Source organism: Methanothermobacter thermautotrophicus str. Delta H, from assembly GCF_000008645.1.
GTDB classification, from domain to species: domain Archaea; phylum Methanobacteriota; class Methanobacteria; order Methanobacteriales; family Methanothermobacteraceae; genus Methanothermobacter; species Methanothermobacter thermautotrophicus.
In genome coordinates this window covers 121099-144300 of sequence record NC_000916.1, presented here as the reverse complement: position 1 = coordinate 144300, position 23202 = coordinate 121099, and the positions used below count along the sequence as shown (strand labels likewise).

The window sequence follows — 23202 nt, the reverse complement described above, 5'->3', positions numbered from 1 at the left end:
CTCTTAATTAACCCATGGAGGCTGGATAAGTGCATATACCCGACGGAATCATACCATTATGGCAGTGCGCAGTCTACTGGGCTGTGGCGCTCATAAACATAGGAATATTCTTCTACATATTCTCAAAGAAACCCCAGAAGGAAAGGAGAATCGTTGGAACGGGCCTTTTTGCTGCGGCTGCAGCGGCTGTATCCTCCATATCCGTACCATCACCCTTCGGTGTCCCGGTACACTTCTTCCTCATACCCCTCGCAGCCATACTGCTGGGACCCCTCACAGCCGTCATCGTTGCAACCCTCTGCCTGGTAATCCAGTTCTTCATACTGGGTATGGGTGGCCTGACAAGTATGGGTGCCAACATACTCACAATGGGTATAGGCCTCGGTGTCGGTACATACGCGGTCTACAGTGTTGTGAGTGAACTTGACAGGAGCCTCGCAGTCTTCACCGCCACCTTCTTCGGTATAATGGTTGCCACGGTGTTCCACATCATGATACTCCTTGCAGCGGGTGTTGCTGGTCCTGAAATGCTGATGGCGACACTTATACCGTTCTACATCTTTGTGGGGGTCATAGAGGGTGCTGCGAACATATTCATTGTATCCTTCCTTGAGAGGATGAAACCAGAATTAACCATGATGGAGAGGGTGTAAATGAGAATTGAACTGGCAGTTCTCCTGGTATTCCTCCTCATGGGTGGAGTGGCTGCCCACGGGATGGAGATAACCCCTGAGTCCTTCATTGTAATAGCTGATAATTCAACGGGAAAACTTGCAAGATCAGTTGCGGATGATCTCGGGGTCAACGTCACGGTATACCGTTTCCAGAGTGCCGCTGATGTTGAGCATGAACTGGAGCATGCCCTCGGAAACCCGAATAAGAAGATACTTGCAGTTGCCTACCAGGACACCGTGAGTTCCTTCCTTAAGGCTCACCCCGAGGTAGCATACAGGGTAATGTACTGCAGCGCCGATGAGGCATCAGTAAGGGATAAGCTCCTTGAGCTGAACTCTGTTAACCCCGAGGAGGGGGGCACAGACTTTCTGACACCATTCTCATCGGGTGCCCTCATAGGGGTTACCCTGGGCATGGTGATCGGGGCCCTGTGGATGAAAAGAAAAGTGGAGTAACTGCTATTCAATCCCCCATTTTCTTTTAAACTCAAGTTTTTCCTCTGCAGTCATCCAGTGGCTTCCATCACAGAAGGGTTTGTTCTCAGATAATCCGCAGCGGCAGAGGGTAACCCTGTTTCTAACCTCATACTCCCTTCCATCGGCAGACTCTATGGGTATGCCACCCCTCACCCAGAGGGGGCCCTCGCACCTCTTCTGTTTATCATGGATGACCACTATGGATTTCTCATAGTCCCTCTCATAGGGTTTACCTGTTTTCCTGTCCCAGAGGACCAGCCTGCCGGACGGGCAGATCATTGCCTCCTCTATGGCTATCTGTATGCTCTCCCTATCTCCCTTCCTAAGGAGTTCCCTTATACCGCCGGCCCTGAGGCAGAACCTTGAATGGTCGCAGAGTTCGGGTACGTCTGTGAGTTCAAGGTCTCCCGCCCTGAAGACCCTTGCCCTTTCAATGTAGGGTTCCAGTGATGCTGTCTCGGTCCCGTCAAATCCTGTTCTGATGTGTGTACCGTCACAGTAGGGTTTATTCCCTGATTCCCCACAGCGACAGAGCACGTACCTCTCCTTAAGGGGGAACTGTCTCCTCTCAACAAATTCCCTTGTATGGCCCTCCTCATCGGTTACTATGACCTCTTCATAGAGGGGTACTGAGCCCTCAACAAGGTAGGGGCCGTTCCTGAGCACCTTTATCCTCTTCATTTTACCACGCCGTGAGAGCATGATTATGATCCCTCTTCATCTTCCAGTATAATTATGTTGACCAATCTAAATATGTGATTCCATGAACTGAGGGATCATTCAGCAGGTCATGAGTGAAAAACGTGCAGACCTCTGCCACCAAGGTGGGAGCGTTACACAAGCTGCAGATACATGTAAAATCTCATAAAATACAGCGGTGGGATCCCGGACACGACAGAAAGGTACAGAACCCATCAAAGCATGAAGGGTATATCTTTGGATCTATCCACAAGGCCCTTTTGAGTGTCCCAAAATTTTTATAATAGTTTACTCTTAAGTAAATTACTGGTGAGTAAATAATGTTTCTGGATCGTGAAAGGGAATTGCAATTCCTTGAAAGAAGATATGAAATGGGCGGACCAGAGTTTATAGTTATCTACGGGAGAAGGAGAGTGGGAAAGACAGCTCTTTTACTGGAATTTATAAGTAGACATGGTGGAATATACTTACTGGCCAGGGAGACAAGCAATCTCGAAAATCTAAAACGTTTTTCTGATAGATTATCCGAATATTTTGGGGATGATTTTCTTAAAAGGAACCCATTCCAAAATTGGGACGCCTTCTTAGAATACTTAAATCAAAAAGCCACTGAAAGATTGGTAGTGGTAATAGACGAGTTTCCTTACCTGGTTAAGGGTGATCGGTCACTCCCATCAATTCTTCAGGAATATTGGGATTTAAAACTTTCAAATGGCAGGATCTTCCTCATAATTTGTGGTTCTTCCATCAGCATGATGGAGAAACTGCTCGGCTACAAAAGCCCTATCTATGGGAGGAGAACAGGCCAGATAAACCTTAAACCCGTGGATTTTTTGCATGCAAGAGAATTTTTGCCAGGATATTCACTTGAAGATTTCATAAAAGCCTACGGTATTCTTGGAGGAAGCCCAGCCCATCTACTGGAATTTGATGATAGTAAAACCATCAAAGAAAATCTCTTAGAATATCTGAGGAGTGATTCATTACTTTATCAGGACGCCTTTTTCGTTCTCCGAGAAGAACTTGAAGAACCAAGAAATTATTTCGCCATAATGGAAGCAGTAGCAGCTGGAAAAACTTCTCTAGGAGAAATAATGAACGAAACGGGTCTTAGCAGAGCAACTGTAGCCAAATACCTGTCCGTTCTCATTGAGCTGGATTTTGTAAAGCGCGAAATCCCGATAACCGCAAGCCGAAAAAGTAGAAGGGGACGCTATTACATAAAGGACAACTATTTTGCCTTCTGGTTCCGTTACATCCACCCAAACATTGACTTCATAGAAAGCGAAAGAAGAAAAGAACTGCTAGAATTAATCATTGACGATCTTCCAAATTACCTGGGCGGAATCTTTGAAAATGTTGCAATAGAATTCCTCCCCCTAATATCCAATAAACTACCATTCAAACCCCTGAAAATTGGCCGCTGGTGGCACAAGAACGAAGAAATAGACCTTGTAGCTTTCAATGAAAAGGAAGAGAAAGCAATTCTCATCGAGGTTAAATGGAAAACTCTGAACAAAATAGAGGCAAACAAGATCCTGAAAGACCTCAATAGAAAATCCAAGATCCTTAAAATGAAAGAATGGGAACAATACCATGGAATAATAGCAAAAAGAGTGAAAGATAAAGAGAAAATTAAAGGGGGCCTAATCTGGGATCTTGAGGATATAGAAAACCTAAAGTTTAGCCCTGAGTGAATGTTCTTTAGAGGACCAGACCCGGCATCCCTATTACAGCACCTAACTGCAAAAGAAAATGATTTAAGTAGATAAGGATCCATTTAACCATCGTTTCTGCGGGCAGTTGCAGCGAAGACCCCCACAAAGCATAGCACGCCGAATATCAGGAAGCATATCCTTGTGCTCTCTATGAGGAGGTCATAGTTTGCAGGAGAGATTGGAACCCTCCCTATGAGGAATGCGAAGATAAGCGTCACTATCCCTATGCTGAAGGCCTGGCCTATGAGCCTCATGGAGCTGACGGTTGCCGATGCAATACCATAGTCCTTCCTCTCAACGGAACCCATTATGGCATTGGTGTTGGGTGATGAGAAGAAACCGAAGCCCAGTCCCAGCACGAAGAGTGATACGATTATCATTGGCACAGGGGTGGTTCTATCGAGTATGCTGAGGCTTAGGAGCGCCAGGGAGGTCACAGCCATGCCGATACCTGCAAGTGTCTGGGGGTTGAACCTGTCAGATGCCCTGCCCGCCACTGGCGCCACCAGGGCCATGACGATGGGCTGTGTCACCAGTATGAGGCCGCTTGAGCCAGGGTCAAGGCCCTTGATATACTGGAGGTGGTAGCTGAGGAGGAGTGATACTGCAAAGGTTGCACTGTAATTTATGAGGGCTGCAAGGCTTGAGAAGCTGAAGGTAAGGTTCCTGAAGAGCCTCACATTGAAGACAGGGCTGGTTGATGACAGCTCCATTCTGAGGAAAACAGCGAAGGCCCCTATGCTCAGGAGGATCATGAGGGCCCCCATGGTATCAGGGAGAGCTGAGAATCCATACATGAGTAGAAACAGGAAGATACAGTAGGATATGGATCCGGGGATATCGAAGGTTTCGCCGGCAGCATCTGCCCATTCACCATCAATTCTAAGGAGACTAACCGCGAGGACGATGACTGTCAGGGGTACCGTAGAGAGGAATATGCTCTGCCATCCCAGGAACCTTGTGAGGAATCCCCCGAGGACCGGTCCCATTGAGAGGCCAATGTAGACTGCGGCCGTGTTTATCCCTATGGCCTTACCCCGCTCATAGGGCGGGAAGACCCTTGTGAGTATGGCAAGGCCCGTCACGAATATCATGGCCGACCCGACGCCCTGGATGGCCCTGAACACTATCAGTGCCATGGCTGAGGGTGAGAAGGCCGAGAGAATCGCTGAAACAGTGAAGATTATGTTACCATAGACGAAGACCCTCTTCATCCCGTATATCTCAGACAGCCTCCCGAAGGGGACCGCAAATATGGCGGCTGCCAGGAGAAAGGCCGTGGGTATCCATGTCTGGAGTATTGCATCGATTTTAAACTGCAGCGCTATAACAGGAAGCGCCACATTGATTGATGAACCCATGAAGGGGGTGAGAAATGATGAAAGTGTTGCCGCTATAAGCACATACAAACGCAGTGACCTGTCATTGTACTCATTCAAATTTTTCCCTCCAGAAAAAACTGGTTATTACTATAGGGTGGGCCATTTAAATAATTTTCAGAGCGAATGAAATGAAAAAATTTAAAAACAGAAAAATGAAAAATTGTCTGAATCCAGTTTATCTGAAGTAAAAAGGATCAAAAAAGGTTTTAGGGGATTAGAACCTGGCCGGTGACTCCATACCTGCCAGTTTAACCCCTGTGAGTGCGGAGGCTTCAACTGTAAGGGCCCTGAGGTCGTCCTTTTCAAGTTTGCTCACATCGGTGTTACCTGCCTGCTGTGTGAGCATGCAGACCTCCTCTGTCATTGCCTCTATGTACCTTGCAACGTTCTTACCTGCCTCCACATAGTCAAGGCGCTTCCTGAGGCGGGGGTCCTGGGTTGCGATACCCTTCCTGCAGGTGCCTGTGTAACACATCTGGCAGACACGGCAGCCGATTGACACCAGGGCTGCTGTACCTATGTAGACTGCATCTGCACCGAGGGCTATGGCCTTTGCAACATCAGCCCCGCTCCTTATACCCCCTGCAGCGATAAGACTCACCTCATCACGGAGGTTGACCTCCTTGAGTGCCTCATCTGCCTCCACTATGGCCGCGATTGTGGGTATACCTGAGTGCTCGGTTACAACATCGGGACCGGCCCCTGTACCGCCCTGCATACCATCCACAACAACGGCGTCTGCACCCGCCTTTGCAGCTATCTTAACATCATCTGCAACCCTGCCTGAGGTGAACTTGACCATTATGGGGACCTTCCAGTCTGTTATCTCACGCAGCTGTGATATCTTCATGCTCAGATCCTCAGGACCCACTATGTCCATGTGCCTGGCAGGGCTCAGTGCATCGGTCCCCTCCGGTATCATCCTTATCCTTGAGACCTCGGCTGTGACCTTCTCTGCAAGGAGGTGGCCGCCCATACCTGACTTGGCGCCCTGACCTATCTTTATCTCGATGGCCTCTGAGTTGTTGAGGTACTCTGCTGATACACCGAAGCGGCCTGATGCGTACTGTGCAATGAGCTTGGAGGCGTATCTGCGCTCCTCAGGGAGCATTCCACCCTCACCTGTGTTGGTGGCTGTTCCTGCGAGGCTGGCACCCATTGCGAGGGCTATCTTGGCCTCCTTGCTGAGGGCGCCGAAGGACATGGCGGCTATCATGATGGGTGTGTCAAGTTCAAGGGGGTTCTCGGCGTACCTGTCACCTATCACGACCCTGGTGTTGCAGGGCTCCCTGTACTTGTCTATGGGTGGCCTGGATACCTGGGCCGGGATGATGACAAGGTCATCAAAGGTTGGTATCCTCCTGACGGCACCGCAGCCACGGACCTTGTATGAGCCTTCCCTTGACTTCCTCTCTATTTCAAGGAGGTCAGCAAATGACCACACGTTCCTGCGATCTTCAGGTACCGCGTTAACCTCTATCGCATTGTTAGGACACATTTCTTCACATATGCGGCACCCTACACAGTTTTCATGCCTTACTGGTACGGGTTCCCCGTTTATTATCTCGTATACGTCATGTGGACAGTTGTTGTAGCATGAGTAACAGTTTGCACAGAGTGACTCGTCCCTGTTATCGCACATGTACCAGCAGCAGCCGGGACGATCAAAGTTCCTCTTACATACCTCTTCCTTTCTTTCAACCTTAAAAGGCATTTTTAACCCCTCTTATTCCTTTAAAACCTTCAGTAATGGACATGCCGAGTATTTGGTTCCTGCAGCCTTCACAATGTCCTGGGGCTCCTCTGCCAGTACAGGTAAAGGTTTCCATGGCCTTTCCTGGTCCCTGTCAACCACCAGGGCCCCGTCGATGATTCCCTCCCTGAGGGCGTATGTGAGGAGGGCTGTTACAACACCACCATCCTGGCCCCTGAACATGGGTGCCCTCGCAGACAGGATCTCAATGTATTCCCCAAGGGGAGTAATTGCTGAGTCATGACCTATTATGCTGTCGGGTACATAGGTTCTGGGACATGCCACATAGCAGGCATTGCAGCCCTCCGGGCATGTACCCTCCACCTCTGGCTTTCTATCCTTTATGCTGACTATGTCCTCCGGGCATGAGGCCACGCAGGCCCCGCAGAGGACGCAGGCCCCCACATCTATCACATCAGACCTCAGGTCATCGAACTGGTAGTCAGTGACCTCCTCGAGATATTCCTCATCTGGCATCACCCTCCAGTAGAGGACCGGCCTTGCAACAGACTCCCTTCTTTTTATCTCCTGGAGGTTATCCTCCTTCTTACCTGATGCGAGTTTCTCAAGTATCCTGATTCCCCTCTCTGTTAAGGGTTTTGTTTCAATGTATCCTGCCTTCCTGGCCTTTTCTATGAGTTCATGGCCTCTCTCTGTCCTTATTATGATCGTTGACCATCCTTCAGGTGATCCCACGGATCCTATGGATATGTCGGACTGTTCTGATGTGAAGTCCATGCACACTGAGCAGTTCTTCCTCATGGCGGCTCTCGCCCTTTCCAGGGAAACTGAAACTTTGCTTCCATCGTTAAGGTGGAACCAGAGCCTGCCCTTCTCTATCCTGAGCTCTGATACATCTGCAAGGTCAATGCCCTCCTCCTCGGCGAGTTTTTTGAGGTATGTGTAGGAGAAGTTTTCCATGCAGAAGAGTCCGAGTTTGAGTTCAACCGGAAAGTCCTCTGTGTATCTGTCCATGAGTGTGGCTGCTGTTATCTGGCAGGGTGTTCCAACCATTGCATAGGTTCTGGTCATTATCCTTCCTCCGATTCTTCACCATAAAATGGTCTTTTACTCCTTGGCACGATCTTCCTGAAGGCCTGATAGTCTTCATCATCAAGGTTAAATCCGTAACCGGTGAGTGTTTCCCTCAGTTCCTTCTCATCCTCGGGGGTTATATCCTCAACCCTGGCGTTCTTCCCGAGGCTCTTTATTTCGCCCCTGACATAGATGGTTCCCCTTATGATGGATTCACCTGCATCCTCTGCGAGGTCGCCGAGTACTATTATGCGGCCGCCCATCATGAAGAGGCCTGTCATGAAACCTGAATTCCCGCCTATGATTATGGTCCCATTTTTCATTATCTCGCCTGTTCTTGAACCGGCGCTTTTTTTAACAACCACGGTTCCCCCGTAGATTCCCTGACCCACGCCGTCACCTGCTGAGCCATCCACCACCACTTCACCCTCTGTCATGTTGTCTGCAGGGAACCACCCTGCGTTACCATTTATCCTGACCCTTGGGCCGTGGATCATGGTGGCTGCGAAGTATCCTGCTGAGCCATCTATTATGAGTTCAACGTCCCCTGTAAGACCTGCGCCTATATAGTGCATTGCGTTGGGGTTTTTAACGACTATCCTGTCGTGGTCGGCTGCAAGGGATTTTATTGCCCTGTTAACCTCCCTCGGGGTTTTTGATCCTGCATCAATTACCGCTTCCCTCATGGTATCACCCTCATATCTCGTAGACCCTTACCTCTCCAGGGGATATCTGTTCAACCTCACTTGTGTCCATGACCTCCCTGAGGGAGACCTCCTCTGATGCGACTGCGAAGACCTCATCATTCTCTGCCATGACCCCTGGCCTCAGTCCAAGCTGGTCCTTGGCTATTCCAACACCCTGGGGTGTTCCCACTATGTATGAGAAGGGGCCATCCATGTCCTTTACTGACTGTTCAAGGGCTTCCTCGAGGCTGTAACCTGATGCCAGTTTATCTGCCACGTAGTGGACTATGCACTCTGTGTCGTTGTTTGTTTCGAATATGTGGCCCTTGCGCTCCAGCGGCTCCCTTATCTTCCAGTAGTTTGTTATCTGGCCATTGTGGACGACGGTTATGTCGGGGATGATGTAGCTCTGGAATGGGTGGGCATGGTACCTGTCAACTATACTTTCTGTTGAGAACCTTGTGTGGCCTATGGCATGGGTGCCCTTCTTTGACCAGGTGTCGTAGCGGTCTGCTATCTCAAGAACCGAACCCACATCCTTTATCATCTCAAATGAGTGGCTACCGTTCAGTACTATAACGTCATCTATGCTGTCTATATCCATTATGAGTGGTTTAAGCTGTGAGAATGATTCCAGGGTTATCCTGCACCGGTAGATTATGTGGTTCTCAACTGATGGTATGACCTCATCTGATCCTATGGGGCTTACAAGTTCAACTGTTTCCTTAACCATGTCAAGAAGTCCTGGTTTATCCTTAACCTCTATGTTAAGGAGGTAATCGTTTTCTTCAAGCCCAAGACCTCCATATATCGCGAATCCTGCTGAGTCTGGTCCCCTGTGCTGCAGTGCATGGAGCATCCTTGTCATGTCTGCCCCGACTGAGTGCAGTTTACCATCCTTGTAGACCACTCCCGCTATTCCACACAATTCAATACCTCCTTTATAAAGTATTCATGGAGTCCTGTGTCCTCTCCGAGTTCAGGGTGAAAGGCCAGTGCGAGGTTGCAGCCGTCCTTTACTGCGATTATCATATCATCGAGTTCTGAGAGAACCTCAACTCCCTCTCCCACTTCAAGGACAGCCGGCGCCCTTATGAATATTCCATGAAATTTCCTTCCAAGTATATCGATCTCATCTTCAAAGGAGTCTCTCTGTCTTCCAAAGGCGTTTCTCTTAACCTTCATATCTATGAGTCCCAGAAGGGGCTGTTCATAATCTGTTTCATCTGCAAGGAGCACCATGCCGGCACATGTGCCCATCACAGGTTTCTTTTCGCGGATTATGACGTCCTTTATCCCTGTCTCCTCCATCAGCCTACCTATTACCGTACTCTCGCCGCCGGATATTATTATTGCATCGACTGTGGAGGCTTCCTCTGCTGTCCTGACCCTCACAACCTCTGCATCTATGCCCATCTCTTCGACTGTCCTTCTGGTCATCTCGAGGTGTTCGGATACATCTCCCTGAAGAGCAAGAATACCTATCCTTATCATGGTGTCTCCTTTGAGAATTTTTTCTGGTTACCTTTTTCATGATGTGACCATATAAATATACCGGAAGATGTCTGCCGGTTGTTTCTGAACCCTGAACCCTGCAGGAAATCAGGTGCACAATGTTCAGAAATAAGGTCTTGAACTAACTTATAATTGAACAAGTATATAAAAGTTTCCATGGGGTTACTGAAAGATGGAAGGAAATGACCTCAGGGAGGTTGAATGCACACTGAAGGTCCGGCCATGGTAAACCCTTCACCCCATCACACTGAACCGGACTATAGTGGAAGTTCCTCATCAAGAAACTCCATAACCCTCCTGGTGGAGTCTCTAACATGGTTGGCGGCTTCCCTGAATGCCTCCCTTTCATCACGATCCATCAGCACAGGTACAACCCCCTCAATGCCGTTCTTACCCAGTTTAACAGGTACTCCGAGGCAAACATCCCTTATACCATCGATTTCACCCTCCATGAGGGTTGAAACCGTGAGTATCCTGCGTTCATCATTCAGGATGGTGGTGACTATGTTGGATATTGCAAAGGCCGGTCCATACTCGGTGGCCCCCTTCCTGCTTATGATGTTGCTCCCTGCATGGATGACCTTGTCTATGGTCTTTTTGAGGTCAAACTTCTTGTAACCTGAGAAGTAGTCCCTCCGGGCATAGTGCTCTATGGGTATGCCCCCTATGGAGGTTGAACTTATGAGTGGGACCATGTAGGGACCGTGCTGACCTATAACCCTGGTGTGAACCTCACTCACATGGACATTGAAGTGCCTTGCCATGTAGTTCTTGAGCCTCAGGGAGTCCAGGTGGTTTCCAAGGCCGAAGACCCTGCTGGGGTGAAAACCCGAATACCTGAGGGCAACATAGGTCATCACATCCACAGGGTTTGTAACAACCAGTATAATTGAATCCGGGGCGAATCTTGCGATCTGCCTTGCATAATCTGCAACGATCCTGCCGTTCTTAAATGCAAGATCATCCCTGTCCATATCAGCCGTTCTGGGGACACCCGCAGTTATCACCACTATCCTTGAACCGTAGACGTTTTCAATGTCTGCAGAGTTTTCCAGCTTGACTGAAACACCCTTGGCTGCGAGGGCGTCGCTCATATCAAGGACCTCGCCGAGGTTCTGTTCAAGACTCTCCTTCCTTGAGATGAGGTGGAGGGTCTTCACAGCCTCCTCCTCTGCAAGACAGAGGGCCGTTGCCCTTCCAACACGTCCCGTTGACCCAATTATACTTACCTTCAAGGGGGTTCCTCCTAGTGGGTTTCAAGGTAGTTAACTGCCACCTTCCTTGCAAAACCGGTACCTGTCTCTGCAAGTTTCTCCATTGCAGCCCTGACCCTTTCACCGCCGATCTGCTCCAGTGAGCGAGCGGCACCACTCCTCACAAATCCACTGTCATCTTCAAGGAGCTTTATGAGGGGTTCAACAGCCCTTTCATCCTGGAAATTACCTATGATCCAGGCAGCGGCACCCCTTATCCTCCAGTCCTCATTTGAGAGACTCTCAAGGAGGGGCTCAAAGGCCTCATCACCCATCCTGGATAGTGCTGTTGAAACATCCCTCCTCACCCACTTGTTCTCATCGGCCATAGCCTTTATGAGGGGTTCAACTGCTCTGGGATCTCCAATGTTACCCAGGGCTGCTGCGGCCCCCCTCCTAACAGATTTGTCACTGTCATCAAGGGCCTCAATGAGCTGTTCAACAGCGGGTTCCCCTATTTCAGATAGGAGCTCAACGATCTGCCCTCATATGTTCATCGCCTTCCCTTAACTGCTCAATGAGCCTCTCAATGTTTTCTCTTCTCTGCATAATACCACCTTTACATATTATGTTCAGAAAGATAGATATGTTTATCGCGGATCTGGAGGAAACATGGGCATGAATAGCTATTTTATTCAGAAAGGACTGCACCACTCAGATATCAGGACATCCCATATGAGTTACATCTTGCTGAGGGTGTTTATGATCTTCATGGTCACAGATTCAGCTTCCCCCATTTCAAGGGACCTGAATATTTCAAGGGCCTCCTTGAATACCTTGTAAAGGTTTTCCCGCTCGTCCATGATGAAGAGAATAACCCCCATTATCACCAGGGACACGGCAGCACCCCTGGAGTCCCCGGCGTCCCTGAAGATTCTTGTGGCTCTCTTAATGAACTTTAGTGCCTCGTAGATCTCACCCTCCTCCAGATGATACCTCCCGATGAGGATGTTGAGGAGACCCTCTGTCTGCCTATCACGTATGACCCCTGCTGATTCGAGGTTGTCCTCCAGGACTTCAATGTCACGATTCTCCCAGCAAACCGCATAATCCTCAAAGCCTTCAAGTAGCTCCACCAGTCTGTCCGAAAACCTGAAGACGGCCACTGTCTCTGAGCCCAGTCCAGGGTTCTCTGACGGTTCCTCACATGATTCCTCTTCAGGTGGTTCCTGAGTGGTCAGTGCCTCCCTTATCTTGCCTGCCTCATAGATCTTCTCCCTGAGTTCCTCTGCAAGGGGTGGATTGAGATCAGAATATATGGAGAGAGCCTCTGAGTAGTGTTCCATTGCCCTGTCAAATTCCCTCAGAGCCATGAGTGAATCACCAAGAAGTTCAGAGGCATAGGCAACTCCCTCAGGAAATTTGAGTTTTCTGTAGGTCTCAAGGGCCTCCTCAAAGTTCCTGACAGCCCTTTCAAGTTCGCCCCGGTCCAGGTATATGACTCCGATGTCTATGAGGACCTCTGCCTCGTGCTCCTGGTACTCATGAAGTTTCTTCTTGTAGTGTCTGAGGGCACTGCGATCATCCCTCAGAGACTCAAAAATGCTCAGAAGATTAAGATAAAACATCATAAAATCCCGTCCCCATGACACATAAAAGGGAATATGAAGACATCATAAAAACCCCCAGCTTCCAAACTATTTTTATCATTACAGCCTTAAAATATTATCCCATGCAGATCATTCAGCTTCATGAGAACACTTCAAGAGGAATTTAAATGTACAGGATAACGGTCATACCCGGTGATGGGATCGGAGTGGAGGTGATGGAGGCAGCCCTTCACGTCCTCCAGGCCCTTGAAATTGAATTTGAATTCACACATGCAGAGGCAGGTAATGAGTGCTTCAGGCGCTGCGGCGACACACTGCCGGAGGAAACCCTGAAGCTTGTCAGGAAGGCTGATGCAACACTCTTCGGTGCTGTGACGACTGTGCCAGGACAGAAGAGTGCCATAATCACATTGAGGCGTGAGCTGGATCTTTTTGCGAATTTGAGGCCAGTTAAGTCCCTGCCAGGTGTCCCCTGCCTCTACCCGGACCTTGACTTTGTTATTGTGCGGGAGAACACCGAGGACCTCTATGTCGGTGACGAGGAGTACACCCCTGAGGGCGCCGTTGCAAAAAGAATCATAACAAGAACCGCCTCCAGGAGAATCAGCCAATTCGCCTTCCAGTACGCCCAGAAAGAGGGCATGCAAAAGGTAACAGCAGTCCACAAGGCCAACGTGCTCAAAAAAACCGACGGAATCTTCAGAGACGAATTCTATAAAGTGGCATCAGAATACCCCCAGATGGAGGCCAATGACTACTACGTTGACGCCACAGCAATGTACCTCATAACCCAGCCCCAGGAATTCCAGACCATCGTCACAACCAACCTATTCGGAGACATACTATCAGACGAAGCCGCAGGACTCATCGGAGGACTCGGACTCGCACCATCAGCAAACATAGGAGAAAAAAACGCACTATTCGAACCAGTACACGGATCAGCACCCCAAATCGCAGGAAAAAACATAGCCAACCCCACAGCCATGATACTAACAACCACACTAATGCTAAAACACCTCAACAAAAAACAAGAAGCCCAAAAAATAGAAAAAGCACTCCAAAAAACCCTCATGAGGGGTATCATGACACCGGACCTTGGGGGTACTGCCAGTACCATGGAGATGGCAGAGGCCATAAAAGAGGAAATAGTAAAAGGGGAGTAGTTTCAGGTCAAGAGCCAGCTTCTATCAGCACCGCGACATAAAACAATTAACTCTGCTAACTACTCCATTCACTGAAACAGTATAACAGGCATTCACTCTGTTATCATGGTCCCTATTCCCTTCTTTGTGAAGATTTCAAGGAGCAGTGAGTGCTCAACCCTTCCATCGATTATGTGGGCAGAGGACACCCCATCATTGATTGCCTGTATGCAGGTGAGGGTCTTGGGGAGCATGCCACCCTCCACTATGCCGCTCTTTACAAGGTCACTGAGCTCGTCAACACTTATCCGCCTTATGAGGGTATCAGGGTCTGAAGGGTCCTCGAGTATCCCCGGGACGTCTGTCAGTACTATGAGTTTTTCAGCCCCTATACCCGCTGCAACCTCACCAGCAACGGTATCTGCGTTGAGGTTAAGTGTATTTGCATCCCTGTCAACCCCTATGGGTGATATAACGGGTATGTAATTGTTATCTGTTAGCATGTTGATTATGCCGGGGTCAACGGACTCTATCTCACCCACAAGGCCCAAGTCTATCTCCCTCCTCTCACCGGTCTCATCGTCCCTCACAACGTGGGGCGCCCTCTTCCTTGCAAGGAGGAGGTTGCTGTCCTTACCTGATAATCCTATGGCCCTCCCGCCATGGTAGCATATCTTTGAGACTATGCTGGTGTTTATCTTACCAACGAGGACCATCTTCACTATCTCCATGGTCTCCTCATCAGTCACCCTGAGGCCCTCAATGAACTTCGGCTCCTTACCCATCTTGTTCATTGCACGGGAAATTTCGGGTCCTCCTCCATGGACCACGACGGGTTCCATACCCACATACTTGAGCAGGACCGTATCCCGGGCGGTCGAGTCCATGGCGGCCTCGTCTATCATGGCATGGCCACCATACTTGATCATGATCTTCTTTCTGTGAAACTTCTTTATGTAGGGCAGTGCCTCAACGAGGATGTTAACTGTTTTCATAAAAACACCTTCAGCCAGTCATGTGGTATACTCTGCATTTATCCTTACATAATCATAGGTGAGGTCGCAGCCATAGGCAGTGGCTGATTCATCTCCAGCAGCCAGGTCAACGATTATCCTTATCTCCTTGCTGGTCATGACCCTCTCAGCAGTTTCAAGTTCCTCTGTACCCTCAAATGCCAGGATATCACCATGGTCAACTATTACCACGGATTCTGAATCAGACTCAAGGGTGACGCTTATCTCCTCAGGGTCAAACTCTGCTCCAGAGTAGCCTGCAGCTGCAACTATACGCCCCCAGTTGGGGTCGGCTCCAAATATGGCTGTTTTAACAAGGGATGAACCTGCTATGGCCCTTGCAGCCATTTTTGCATCCTCATGTGTCCCTGCATTTACAACATCCACCTGGAAGGACTTGGTGACCCCCTCACCGTCCCGGGCCATCATACGGGCGAGTTCCCTGCACACAGCAACGAGAGCCTCCCTGAAGTTTGAATCTATCCTTCCTGAGGTCCTGGTTGAGGATATTATGACCATGTCATTGGTGCTCTCATCACCATCCACTATGAGCATGTTGAAGCTCTCATCAACTGCCACCCTGAGGGCCTCCGTCAGTTCAGAAGACGATGCATCGACATCGGTTGTTATGAATGAGAGCATTGTGGCCATGTTGGGGGCTATCATCCCGGAGCCCTTGGCAACAGCACCTATACGCGCCTTTTCGCCTGTTTCAAGTTCAAACTCAACTGCCACCTCCTTGGGGAAGGTGTCGGTGGTCATTATCGCCTCTGCAAGAGCCCCCGATGCCGCCTCTGAGTTTTCCAGTTGAGCTGCAGCACTCTGGATGAGGAACTCTATTTTATCAATGGGCATCCTTCTTCCTATAACGCCTGTTGAAGCCACTGCAACCTCACTTTCATCCATGGAGAGGGACTCTGCCACTTTTCTGGCCATCCTCCTGGCGTCATCCATTCCTTCCCTGCCTGTGAAGCAGTTGGCGTTCCCGCTGTTTGCCACGATGGCTGATATACTTCCATCTGCAATTACGCGCTCTGTGAGTTTAACTGGTTCTGCTCGAACCCTGTTTGAGGTGAAGACCGCGGCTGCGGTTGAACCCCTGTTGATGATCAGTCCAACACCATATTTGCCCTCACGGCAGCCGGCAGCGAGGACTCCGTCAACAGCGCAGACACCACCCCTTATAAATCTCAGTTCCATTGTATACACTCTCCCGTAAAAAAAGTTCGCTGGGGTCGTCTCCCATCAGTAGGTGGTGTTGTTGGAGGACCCCTGGTTGTTAACAACGTTGACTTCCCCATTGCCGTTCTCAGCTACCTCCCTTCCCTGCTCCTTTATACCGTTAAGGGGAAGGTGGTTGGTGCTGCTGGGGGTCAGCTGGACATTATCAGTGGACGATGTATTATTAATATCAACAGATGTGATGTCTCCGCCGGAAAGACCGATTGCAATGCCCAGGCCTGACCCGCACCCAAAGGCTATAAGGGAAATCAGGAAGCTAACAATGATTTTAGCCTCGGTTTCAGGTCTCATTTCAATTCCCCTTAATATTATCTTGAAGTATCCTTAAATAGATTTCTTTTCATGCCGTGGCCCCATAGATAACAGCAAGCAGGATTGCGACGAGGCCAAACTCCCAGTGACCCATGTTCCACCCGAGGAAGGTTGCAACGAAGACAAAGATAAACACGAGGAAGGCCACAGACTTCCTGTTCATGAAGAAATCTATGACTGACCGTGTGAAGGGTGATGGTATGAAGTACCCGTAGAGGCCATCTGCAACATCGAATACCATGATGGATGTGGGGTTCCAGAGCATTATCTCATCGGCCAGCTGGGCCCTCTCACCGGCCTCCCTCCTTGTGCGGCCAATCCCGACCCTTATATTTGCGCCGTTATCCATTGCATGCCATGCAGAATCTATACCGGCCCTGAGGGCCATGTCCTTGGTTGGGAAGTTGGCTATGAGGTCGTCTCCACCCTCACGGTAACCCTCAATCTTCCCCTTGCAGTCGTTCTCCATGTAGGCCTTTATGTCATTCATTATCTCAACGAGGCTGTCACGGCCATACCTCTCTATGAATGCTGTGGAGTCGATCATGTCGGTGAAGAGGTAGTTGTCACGGTAGGACGGCGCTCCGGTGGGGGTTTCAAATTCACCTGTGAATATTATGGCAAATTCACCCCCAAGCTTTGTGAACCCGACACCCGGGACCTCCCCTATCTCCCTGTTGAGGTTTATGGCCCTTTCAATGGCTGCAGCGCCTGTCATGCCCGCCGCGGCCCTCACATTTATCCCTCTCCTGCTTCCAGCGCCTATAATTTTTATAGCAACCCTTATGGCGTCATTCTTGGAGAGGAACCTGGCAAGCACCTCACTTGAGCTCTTCTCGATTATCTTTCCATTTTCATTCTCGATGATATCCACGAATTCATCCACTATCCGGCCGCCGTTGAATATCTCGATGTAGAGGTAGCGGTCACTTCCCATTATTATGTTACTCAGGAGGGCGTATTCGTCGACCTCCTCATCAGCGGGTTTGATTTCAATGAACTTCCTGTTTCCTGGTATGTTTTCTGTCCCCAGCTCCCTTGTGAGGTTATCGAATATGTTGCTGGTGTTTATATGGGCCCTTTCAATCTCTATGAGCATTGTTCTGGTGTAGTTTAGCATTTCCACGTATTCGCGCTCTGTACTGTTGGTGGGCATGTACCTGGTCCCTATGCTGAGGACCCTGTATCCCAGGAAGAAACCCAGTATCTTCCGCAGCAGATAATCCATGACCATCAATCATTGCCTCCCTTCTCCAGGACTACCTCAAACTCCCCTGGCTTCTCAAGGAGCATGCTTGGTTTAACAGACACTATGGGGAATCTCCATGAACCTATCCTTGCCGCGAGGGTGCTCGCTATGTTCCTTGAGTTCTTCTTAACGAAGCTGTAATCATGATCATTTATGGTTATGTTAACATTGTAGGGGGCCTCCTCCATGACATCCTCCGAGTACATTATGTTGAGCTCAAAGGTGCCTGGTTTGAGGAAGAGATCATTCCTGACAGCCACCAGGGGGGCGTGTTCCAGTTTCAGCCTGTCGCCGACGGTGACTGCGATGTTCCCGGCGTACTTCACAGCATCACGGTAATCCTTTGGATGAACAAGGACGAATATTATGTAGTTGCTGGTCCTCTCAACCTCCTCAACCATGCTCATGAACCTTTCGAAGAGGGGTAGCTTCATGAATATGCCCTCAAGTCTGGGTTCGAGACCCTCCTCCTGACTCCTGCTTATTCTGTCTATTGCCTCCTTTGCTATGGCTATACCGCTGAGTTTCTTGCCCCTTTTAACCTTATATGCGTCGATCCTCTTCCTCTCAAATTCCCTGAGGGCCTCATTGCATATCTTCTGAAGTATATTCTTGACCTTCTTTGGTTTCCCGGAGGTCCCTATCAGAATCTTATCCTCCCTGAAGGTGTAGGGTATTCTCCTGCTGTTTATATCCTGGAATTCGTCCTTGTAGTCCCTGAAAACATCATTTGAGAGTATCTTGGCATCCTCCTCCTCAGCCATCTTCAGTATGAAGTGGTCGGCACTGGTACCTGAGGGGACCTGCTGGAATTTACCCTCCTCAAGGAGCTTCCTGAACTGCTCCTTATCATCTATCTCATGTCGCAGGGATGCATCGGCGATTATAACAGGTTCGTAGCCAAGTTTCTCAAGTTCCTCTGCCGCTGACAGTATGTTCTCTATGCATGGCTTCTCCTCATCGTTCTTCCTTGAATGGGCCACGTTCGATGCATCTATAATTACCCTCAAGTAACCACCTTTAGCTGATATTTTACAGGCTGCAGGATGCCAGTTCAATGCTCTCTCCCTGCACCTGATTGAGAACTATTCTCATGGAATCCTCATCAATGTAATATGTATTATATGAGTTAATATCTTTACCCCTCAGTTTGAGGGATGAGACCGTCCCGGCAGTTACAAAGAAGGTGTTCTCCAGGCCTCCAGACGTGGGGGAACATGCTTGTGGCCCGATATGACCAGGTCGGCGCCCTTACTGATTATTGACTGGAGTATGTCACCTGCATCTGCAAGGACGTTCCTCTCACGTCCCGTCTTGGGCACGGGGATTATGTGGTGATGCAGAGCTATGACCCGGATGTGCCCCCTCGAGGACGCCCTGTCAAGTTCATCCTCCATCCAGATCTGCTGGGACCTCCCTATCTTCCCGTAATCGAGGTCGGGTTCACTGCTGTCCAGTCCTATGATGGTGAGACCGTCCATCACAAAGGTTCCCCGGCGGTACCTGAAAACATCCTCGAAGGTCTCATTGCCCACGTGCCTGGCATCATGGTTTCCTGGTACAAATATGTGGGGTCCCTTAAGGTCGCTGAGGTACTCTGCTGCCTGAAGGAATTCAAGGTAGTAGCCGTTATCTGTGAGGTCCCCAGTTATGACAGTTGCATCGGGTTTGAGTTTGTTGATCTGTCTTATGGCCTCAAGGAGTATGTCCTCCTTGAAATTGGGTGCGCCCACATGGAGGTCCGAGATATGGGCTATCAGTACCATCAGCTCAGCCTCATAATTGCCTCTGCAAGGTCCCCCCCTGTCTCCTGGAGGGCCCTTGTGGCGTCCTCCCTGCTTGCACCGGTCTGGTTCATGACCAGTTCGATGTCATCCTCGGGTATCTCCATTTCAGCTTCAAGGGACCTTTCACGGGCCTTACCAGTCACCTGGTATGTCTTCTGTCCCATGAACTCCATTACATTGACCTTGGGGTTTTTTATTATGATCTCCTTCCTCTTGAGTTTGATAACAACCTCTTCAACGCCACGAAGATCCTTCATATCCATTCCCATCTGCTTCATGGCCCTCTGCATCTGTTTCAGCTGCTTGGGGTTCATTCCCATACCCGGTATCAATTAAAATCCTCCTTTCCTGGTTTTAACTGCCTGGCCATGGTTGAGGTCCATCATCTCCTCGGCACAGAGGAGTGCCTTGCCTGTGGCCAGAAGTTCATCATCAGCATTAACAATTAAAACTTCATCGTTGGCCCTTATATTATTGTCGCAGTCTATTATAAACTTTGCAAAAACACTTTTACCCTTCCTTGCAAAGGGTTCAGACTCCTCATTTACTGCCACCCTCCAGGCAGGGTAGTCTGTTCCCTTGTGGAGCCTGACCGCCCCCTCTGCCCCGAGGACCAGGAGACCATCTGATGCCCTCATGGTGCAGATGAGCTCATCCCCTGCATATATGTGCCTTATCTTACCCGTGTTGCGGCTCCTCTCAATCCTCACATCATCGGTGAAGAGGAGTTCACCAGCGCCCATACCGAACTGGTAGTCTGCCACCATCCTCACACGGTCCAGGTCATCAACGGTGGTTTCAACTTCACCCATGTACTTGTAGGGGAGTTCAATTCCAAGTTCGCTGCAGAGGGCATCGTCCACTATTGCATCTCCATCCATGAGGTCCCTGACAAGGCCCCTAAGGAACTCCTCCCCGTCAAGGTCCATTATACCCGGGGCATCGCTCTGGGCCAGGGGGTATACCTGGTCAAGTTCCAGGGGGATTATACCGAAGGGGAGGTCCACCACCACGACCCTCCATGGTCCCCCACTCTGGGGTCTCAGTGAACTGAAACCCCCGATCCTGGCGGGGAGGCTGGATGAGTAGGGCCTCCTTGATGGGGCCACGAGGGCTAATCTTTCCCCGAGGTGCTCCTTAACCCTTTTAAGGTGTCTGTGGACCTCCACGCGCCCCAGTGACTCTGGGCCTGTGTAGAAGAAGGCCGACCTCTTGGACCTGGGCTCAAATTTTTCAATGAGATCAAGGTACTCTGACATGCGCCTGTACCCCTCAAGGAGGCGGGGGTGTGCCCTGCAGCGCTCTTCGACCAGTTCCATGAGGTTTCCGTCGTGGATTGCCTGGCGGACCTTCCTTATCTCTGCGAAGCTCACATGCAGGTTGTGTTCCGCTATCAGGTTCCTCCGCTCCTCCCTGTCCATCCCCATGAGCTCTGATGGTGTGTAATCCGTGCAGACACTGCAGGAACATGGCATCTCCTGGAGGTTCTCAAGTTTGTATGTTCCCTCAGTGCTGAGGAGGCGGTCATCCTCTGCGTAGAGTATGTAGGCCGCTGAATCAAAGAGGTCGCACCCCATTGAAACTGCCAGGGCGAATAGCATTGGGTGGCCTGCCCCCATGAGGTGCCTTGGCCTTGAGGGTGGGAGCTCAGATACCGATGAAAGTACGGCGTCGACGAGTTCCCTGTAGCGGTAGGACTCCATTAGAGGCACCACAGCACCGATGGGGTGGAGCTCCACCGGTAGCTCGGCCAGGCGTGATGCGCAGTACCTCCTCAGGTCAGGGTGTGTTGAACCCTGTACAACGGCATTGAGCATCATTCTCTCCCTGTACTCAATGGACTCCCTGGCCCTCTCAAGGGTGACCTCAACCTCCTCTATGGCCCTCCTGTGGCTAACACCAGGTGGTGTTGGTATGTCCAGTGATGTGCCTATGTCTGTGCCTATCTCATCCTGGAAACGTATTATCTCAGGGTTCTCGACCTCAATGTCCCCGTACTCTGATAGCTGGAATGAACCTGAATCCGTCATTATGGGTCCGTCGAAGTCTATCAGTCTGTGAACTCCATCACTGAGAGCCCTCTCCCTCAGTTCAGGGTTTCTGTAGATTATGTATGCATTCGTTATCACAATCTCGGCTCCGGGGCCCTTAACATCGATGGTCTGTTTACCTGGATGTATTACAGGCATGAGCGCTGGTGTCCTTACGGTCCCATGCTCTGTTTTAAGGATCCCCGTCCTTCCGAGGCCGTCCTTTGATTTTATTTCAAACATGAAATCCTCCCATAAAGTCATTAGCAGGGTGTTCCCCCTGCTGATCAGTGAAATCAAGCAGAATGATACTGATTAACAGGTACTCTGCAGTGGCTACCACCAGATACTACATGCTCAGATCAGTGTATATCCACGATGATACTGATTAATATGTAATCAGCACCCTAAAAATCCTCCCACATAATCCATGCCTCAGAAACACTGGAAGCAGGGCTGGATCACATACTAACCTGCTTTATCAGCAAGGTGTCGCAGGTTAACCAGGTCCATCAGCCTCCTCCTCATGGATATGACCCTATCCCTTGAGCTGGCTGGTCTATCCTCCCCACAGCCACATATGCATTCATCCATCTGGGGGCAGATTATGTATAGCGCCTCCGGACCTGAAGGGTCATCTATACCTATTCTGCTGAGGTTTCTCCGGACGCGCCTCCCGGTTCTCCCCTCTACCTGCTCTGAACCAAGGTAGAGTGGGGTTTTAACCGCTGATGATATCCTTGTAACGCCCCTCGCAGACATCCTCTCGACCCTCCGTCTCCCCATTATTTCCAGGGCATCTGCAGATAATTCAGGGTCCCTGTAGGGTATCCCTGCATCACTGAGGGCTATCATGCGTTCATCCCTCCAGTCAAGGGGCTTTCTGACCATCCGGGGGTCCATGGAGGCCAGTGTTCCCCCTGATTTTCTCCCGAACACAGGTCCCTGGCCCACATGGAATCCTGCTTCGATGAGGGCTGCCCTCATGGGGGCTGCGGAGGTGTATGTCGCAAGTACGCCCCTCTTCTTCAGCACCCCTGCGAGGAGTGAGATGAATTCGACAGTGTAGAGTTCAGGGGCCACCCTTGGACTGAATGCGTCCAGAAATATGGCGTCATAGTATTCCCTCTCAAGAAGGGGTACCACTGCCCTTGCATCCCCACAGTGGACCCTCAGCTCGATGCCTGAGGGTGCTGGAGGTGAGGTCCTGAGGGACAGTAATCCCTCAGATAACAGAAAGTCCTCATAAGCCCCCTTAACGATTTTATGGGCTGGATTCGGGGATGGTACAATGAGGGCGGTGGCCATGGTCCCTGCTGAGATCTCCACCATATCAACCGTTACACTGGATGCGTCTGTGAACTCCAGGAGGGCTGCGGTATTGTATCCCAGACCTGAGCAGAGGTCCAGGACCCTTAAATCGTCTTTGATCCCTGAAACCGTGGGTTTTACAAATTTCTCAATGGCCTCTGTTAGGGCCCCCACCCGGGTGTGCATCGCCTCTCCGGCCTCAGATTTCAGGGTGTAGGATCCATCAGCCGTCCTTATGAATTTATCCGAGATTGACCTCCACAGGTCCCTCCTTCTGTCCACAGAATCCCTGGACTCTATCTCAAGGTAATCCATGACTGTCCTGAGGACGTCCCCTCTTGGTGTGAGAGCCATGGTTAAATGATACAGTAATT

At 50.0% G+C, this 23202-nt stretch carries 23 protein-coding genes; 4 read left to right on the top strand and 19 right to left on the bottom strand.

Annotation, left to right across the window (positions count from 1 at the left end; genetic code table 11):
- Nucleotides 1-29 precede the first annotated feature (29 nt).
- The gene (locus MTH_RS00910) at nucleotides 30-653 is read left to right on the top strand and encodes an energy-coupling factor ABC transporter permease (protein ID WP_010875839.1); all 624 of its coding nucleotides are present in this window, start codon (nucleotides 30-32) and stop codon (nucleotides 651-653) included.
- Nucleotides 654-1130 carry a hypothetical protein gene (locus MTH_RS00905; protein ID WP_010875838.1) on the top strand — a complete coding sequence of 159 codons (477 nt, stop codon included), beginning with the start codon at nucleotides 654-656 and terminating at the stop codon, nucleotides 1128-1130.
- Between the two features lie 3 nt (nucleotides 1131-1133).
- On the opposite strand, the gene MTH_RS00900 is transcribed toward MTH_RS00905, so the two are convergent.
- Nucleotides 1134-1832, bottom strand: coding sequence for a CDGSH iron-sulfur domain-containing protein (locus MTH_RS00900; RefSeq protein ID WP_238374220.1), 699 nt, complete (start codon nucleotides 1830-1832; stop codon nucleotides 1134-1136).
- 338 nt (nucleotides 1833-2170) lie between these two features.
- On the opposite strand from MTH_RS00900, the gene MTH_RS00895 reads away from it, so the two are divergent.
- Nucleotides 2171-3547 (top strand): ATP-binding protein, encoded by a 1377-nt coding sequence (locus MTH_RS00895; protein WP_010875835.1) that lies wholly within the window; start codon nucleotides 2171-2173, stop codon nucleotides 3545-3547.
- A gap of 83 nt (nucleotides 3548-3630) precedes the next feature.
- On the opposite strand, the gene MTH_RS00890 is transcribed toward MTH_RS00895, so the two are convergent.
- The 9 genes from MTH_RS00890 to MTH_RS00850 all read right to left on the bottom strand — a co-directional run bounded on the left by MTH_RS00890 (nucleotide 3631) and on the right by MTH_RS00850 (nucleotide 12760).
- Entirely contained in the window at nucleotides 3631-5007 is a 1377-nt protein-coding gene (locus MTH_RS00890) for an MFS transporter (RefSeq protein ID WP_010875834.1), read from the bottom strand.
- Between the two features lie 157 nt (nucleotides 5008-5164).
- Complete coding sequence (locus MTH_RS00885; RefSeq protein ID WP_010875833.1) at nucleotides 5165-6664, bottom strand: glutamate synthase-related protein; 1500 nt, start codon at nucleotides 6662-6664, stop codon at nucleotides 5165-5167.
- A 12-nt stretch (nucleotides 6665-6676) separates the two neighbouring features.
- A complete protein-coding gene (locus tag MTH_RS00880) occupies nucleotides 6677-7735 on the bottom strand; it encodes a Coenzyme F420 hydrogenase/dehydrogenase, beta subunit C-terminal domain (RefSeq protein WP_010875832.1) in 1059 nt (352 codons plus the stop codon).
- Nucleotides 7735-8424 (bottom strand): GXGXG domain-containing protein, encoded by a 690-nt coding sequence (locus tag MTH_RS00875; RefSeq protein WP_010875831.1) that lies wholly within the window; start codon nucleotides 8422-8424, stop codon nucleotides 7735-7737. The genes MTH_RS00880 and MTH_RS00875 overlap by 1 nt, the downstream gene beginning before the upstream one ends.
- A 10-nt stretch (nucleotides 8425-8434) precedes the next feature.
- Nucleotides 8435-9352, bottom strand: coding sequence for a class II glutamine amidotransferase (locus MTH_RS00870; RefSeq protein ID WP_010875830.1), 918 nt, complete (start codon nucleotides 9350-9352; stop codon nucleotides 8435-8437).
- Nucleotides 9340-9918 carry a pyridoxal 5'-phosphate synthase glutaminase subunit PdxT gene (gene pdxT / locus MTH_RS00865; protein ID WP_010875829.1) on the bottom strand — a complete coding sequence of 193 codons (579 nt, stop codon included), beginning with the start codon at nucleotides 9916-9918 and terminating at the stop codon, nucleotides 9340-9342. Before pdxT ends, MTH_RS00870 begins: the two co-directional genes overlap by 13 nt.
- A gap of 278 nt (nucleotides 9919-10196) precedes the next feature.
- Complete coding sequence (locus tag MTH_RS00860; protein WP_010875827.1) at nucleotides 10197-11174, bottom strand: malate dehydrogenase; 978 nt, start codon at nucleotides 11172-11174, stop codon at nucleotides 10197-10199.
- 11 nt (nucleotides 11175-11185) lie between these two features.
- Nucleotides 11186-11623 (bottom strand): HEAT repeat domain-containing protein, encoded by a 438-nt coding sequence (locus MTH_RS00855; RefSeq protein WP_238374267.1) that lies wholly within the window; start codon nucleotides 11621-11623, stop codon nucleotides 11186-11188.
- A 249-nt stretch (nucleotides 11624-11872) separates the two neighbouring features.
- Nucleotides 11873-12760, bottom strand: coding sequence for a tetratricopeptide repeat protein (locus MTH_RS00850; RefSeq protein ID WP_238374219.1), 888 nt, complete (start codon nucleotides 12758-12760; stop codon nucleotides 11873-11875).
- 149 nt (nucleotides 12761-12909) lie between these two features.
- On the opposite strand from MTH_RS00850, the gene aksF reads away from it, so the two are divergent.
- A complete protein-coding gene (aksF, locus tag MTH_RS00845; protein ID WP_010875823.1) occupies nucleotides 12910-13905 on the top strand; it encodes a homoisocitrate dehydrogenase in 996 nt (331 codons plus the stop codon).
- Between the two features lie 92 nt (nucleotides 13906-13997).
- Here the strand turns inward: aksF and argB are convergent, their stop codons facing one another.
- The 9 genes from argB to MTH_RS00800 all read right to left on the bottom strand — a co-directional run bounded on the left by argB (nucleotide 13998) and on the right by MTH_RS00800 (nucleotide 23182).
- The gene (gene argB, locus MTH_RS00840) at nucleotides 13998-14879 is read right to left on the bottom strand and encodes an acetylglutamate kinase (protein WP_010875822.1); all 882 of its coding nucleotides are present in this window, start codon (nucleotides 14877-14879) and stop codon (nucleotides 13998-14000) included.
- Nucleotides 14880-14897: 18 nt separating this feature from the next.
- Entirely contained in the window at nucleotides 14898-16097 is a 1200-nt protein-coding gene (gene argJ, locus MTH_RS00835; RefSeq protein WP_193330363.1) for a bifunctional ornithine acetyltransferase/N-acetylglutamate synthase, read from the bottom strand.
- A 45-nt stretch (nucleotides 16098-16142) separates the two neighbouring features.
- Nucleotides 16143-16430: a hypothetical protein gene (locus MTH_RS00830; protein WP_010875820.1), complete on the bottom strand. Its 288-nt coding sequence runs from the start codon at nucleotides 16428-16430 to the stop codon at nucleotides 16143-16145.
- 49 nt (nucleotides 16431-16479) lie between these two features.
- Nucleotides 16480-17685, bottom strand: coding sequence for a hypothetical protein (locus MTH_RS00825; RefSeq protein ID WP_048060765.1), 1206 nt, complete (start codon nucleotides 17683-17685; stop codon nucleotides 16480-16482).
- On the bottom strand, nucleotides 17685-18710 hold the full coding sequence (locus MTH_RS00820; RefSeq protein WP_048060764.1) for an NYN domain-containing protein: 1026 nt from the start codon (nucleotides 18708-18710) through the stop codon (nucleotides 17685-17687). Before MTH_RS00820 ends, MTH_RS00825 begins: the two co-directional genes overlap by 1 nt.
- A gap of 165 nt (nucleotides 18711-18875) precedes the next feature.
- Nucleotides 18876-19466 carry a metallophosphoesterase family protein gene (locus tag MTH_RS00815; RefSeq protein ID WP_010875817.1) on the bottom strand — a complete coding sequence of 197 codons (591 nt, stop codon included), beginning with the start codon at nucleotides 19464-19466 and terminating at the stop codon, nucleotides 18876-18878.
- A complete protein-coding gene (locus MTH_RS00810) occupies nucleotides 19466-19819 on the bottom strand; it encodes a nascent polypeptide-associated complex protein (RefSeq protein WP_010875816.1) in 354 nt (117 codons plus the stop codon). Before MTH_RS00810 ends, MTH_RS00815 begins: the two co-directional genes overlap by 1 nt.
- Nucleotides 19820-21760 carry a tRNA guanosine(15) transglycosylase TgtA gene (gene tgtA / locus MTH_RS00805; protein WP_048060763.1) on the bottom strand — a complete coding sequence of 647 codons (1941 nt, stop codon included), beginning with the start codon at nucleotides 21758-21760 and terminating at the stop codon, nucleotides 19820-19822.
- Between the two features lie 225 nt (nucleotides 21761-21985).
- Nucleotides 21986-23182, bottom strand: coding sequence for an MnmC family methyltransferase (locus tag MTH_RS00800; protein WP_010875814.1), 1197 nt, complete (start codon nucleotides 23180-23182; stop codon nucleotides 21986-21988).
- Nucleotides 23183-23202: the final 20 nt, after the last annotated feature.

What these genes read in the sequence shown, in the direction of transcription:
- MTH_RS00885 (WP_010875833.1), bottom strand. Translation starts at nt 6,664, where the DNA reads ATGCCTTTTAAGGTTGAAAGAAAGGAAGAGGTATGTAAGAGGAACTTT.
- argB (WP_010875822.1), bottom strand. Translation starts at nt 14,879, where the DNA reads ATGAAAACAGTTAACATCCTCGTTGAGGCACTGCCCTACATAAAGAAG.
- argJ (WP_193330363.1), bottom strand. Translation starts at nt 16,097, where the DNA reads ATGGAACTGAGATTTATAAGGGGTGGTGTCTGCGCTGTTGACGGAGTC.
- MTH_RS00830 (WP_010875820.1), bottom strand. Translation starts at nt 16,430, where the DNA reads ATGAGACCTGAAACCGAGGCTAAAATCATTGTTAGCTTCCTGATTTCC.
- aksF (WP_010875823.1), top strand. Translation starts at nt 12,910, where the DNA reads ATGTACAGGATAACGGTCATACCCGGTGATGGGATCGGAGTGGAGGTG.
- MTH_RS00800 (WP_010875814.1), bottom strand. Translation starts at nt 23,182, where the DNA reads ATGGCTCTCACACCAAGAGGGGACGTCCTCAGGACAGTCATGGATTAC.
- MTH_RS00895 (WP_010875835.1), top strand. Translation starts at nt 2,171, where the DNA reads ATGTTTCTGGATCGTGAAAGGGAATTGCAATTCCTTGAAAGAAGATAT.
- MTH_RS00850 (WP_238374219.1), bottom strand. Translation starts at nt 12,760, where the DNA reads ATGTTTTATCTTAATCTTCTGAGCATTTTTGAGTCTCTGAGGGATGAT.
- MTH_RS00905 (WP_010875838.1), top strand. Translation starts at nt 654, where the DNA reads ATGAGAATTGAACTGGCAGTTCTCCTGGTATTCCTCCTCATGGGTGGA.
- MTH_RS00880 (WP_010875832.1), bottom strand. Translation starts at nt 7,735, where the DNA reads ATGACCAGAACCTATGCAATGGTTGGAACACCCTGCCAGATAACAGCA.
- MTH_RS00875 (WP_010875831.1), bottom strand. Translation starts at nt 8,424, where the DNA reads ATGAGGGAAGCGGTAATTGATGCAGGATCAAAAACCCCGAGGGAGGTT.
- tgtA (WP_048060763.1), bottom strand. Translation starts at nt 21,760, where the DNA reads ATGTTTGAAATAAAATCAAAGGACGGCCTCGGAAGGACGGGGATCCTT.
- MTH_RS00900 (WP_238374220.1), bottom strand. Translation starts at nt 1,832, where the DNA reads ATGAAGAGGATAAAGGTGCTCAGGAACGGCCCCTACCTTGTTGAGGGC.
- MTH_RS00825 (WP_048060765.1), bottom strand. Translation starts at nt 17,685, where the DNA reads ATGGTCATGGATTATCTGCTGCGGAAGATACTGGGTTTCTTCCTGGGA.
- MTH_RS00815 (WP_010875817.1), bottom strand. Translation starts at nt 19,466, where the DNA reads ATGGTACTGATAGCCCATATCTCGGACCTCCATGTGGGCGCACCCAAT.
- pdxT (WP_010875829.1), bottom strand. Translation starts at nt 9,918, where the DNA reads ATGATAAGGATAGGTATTCTTGCTCTTCAGGGAGATGTATCCGAACAC.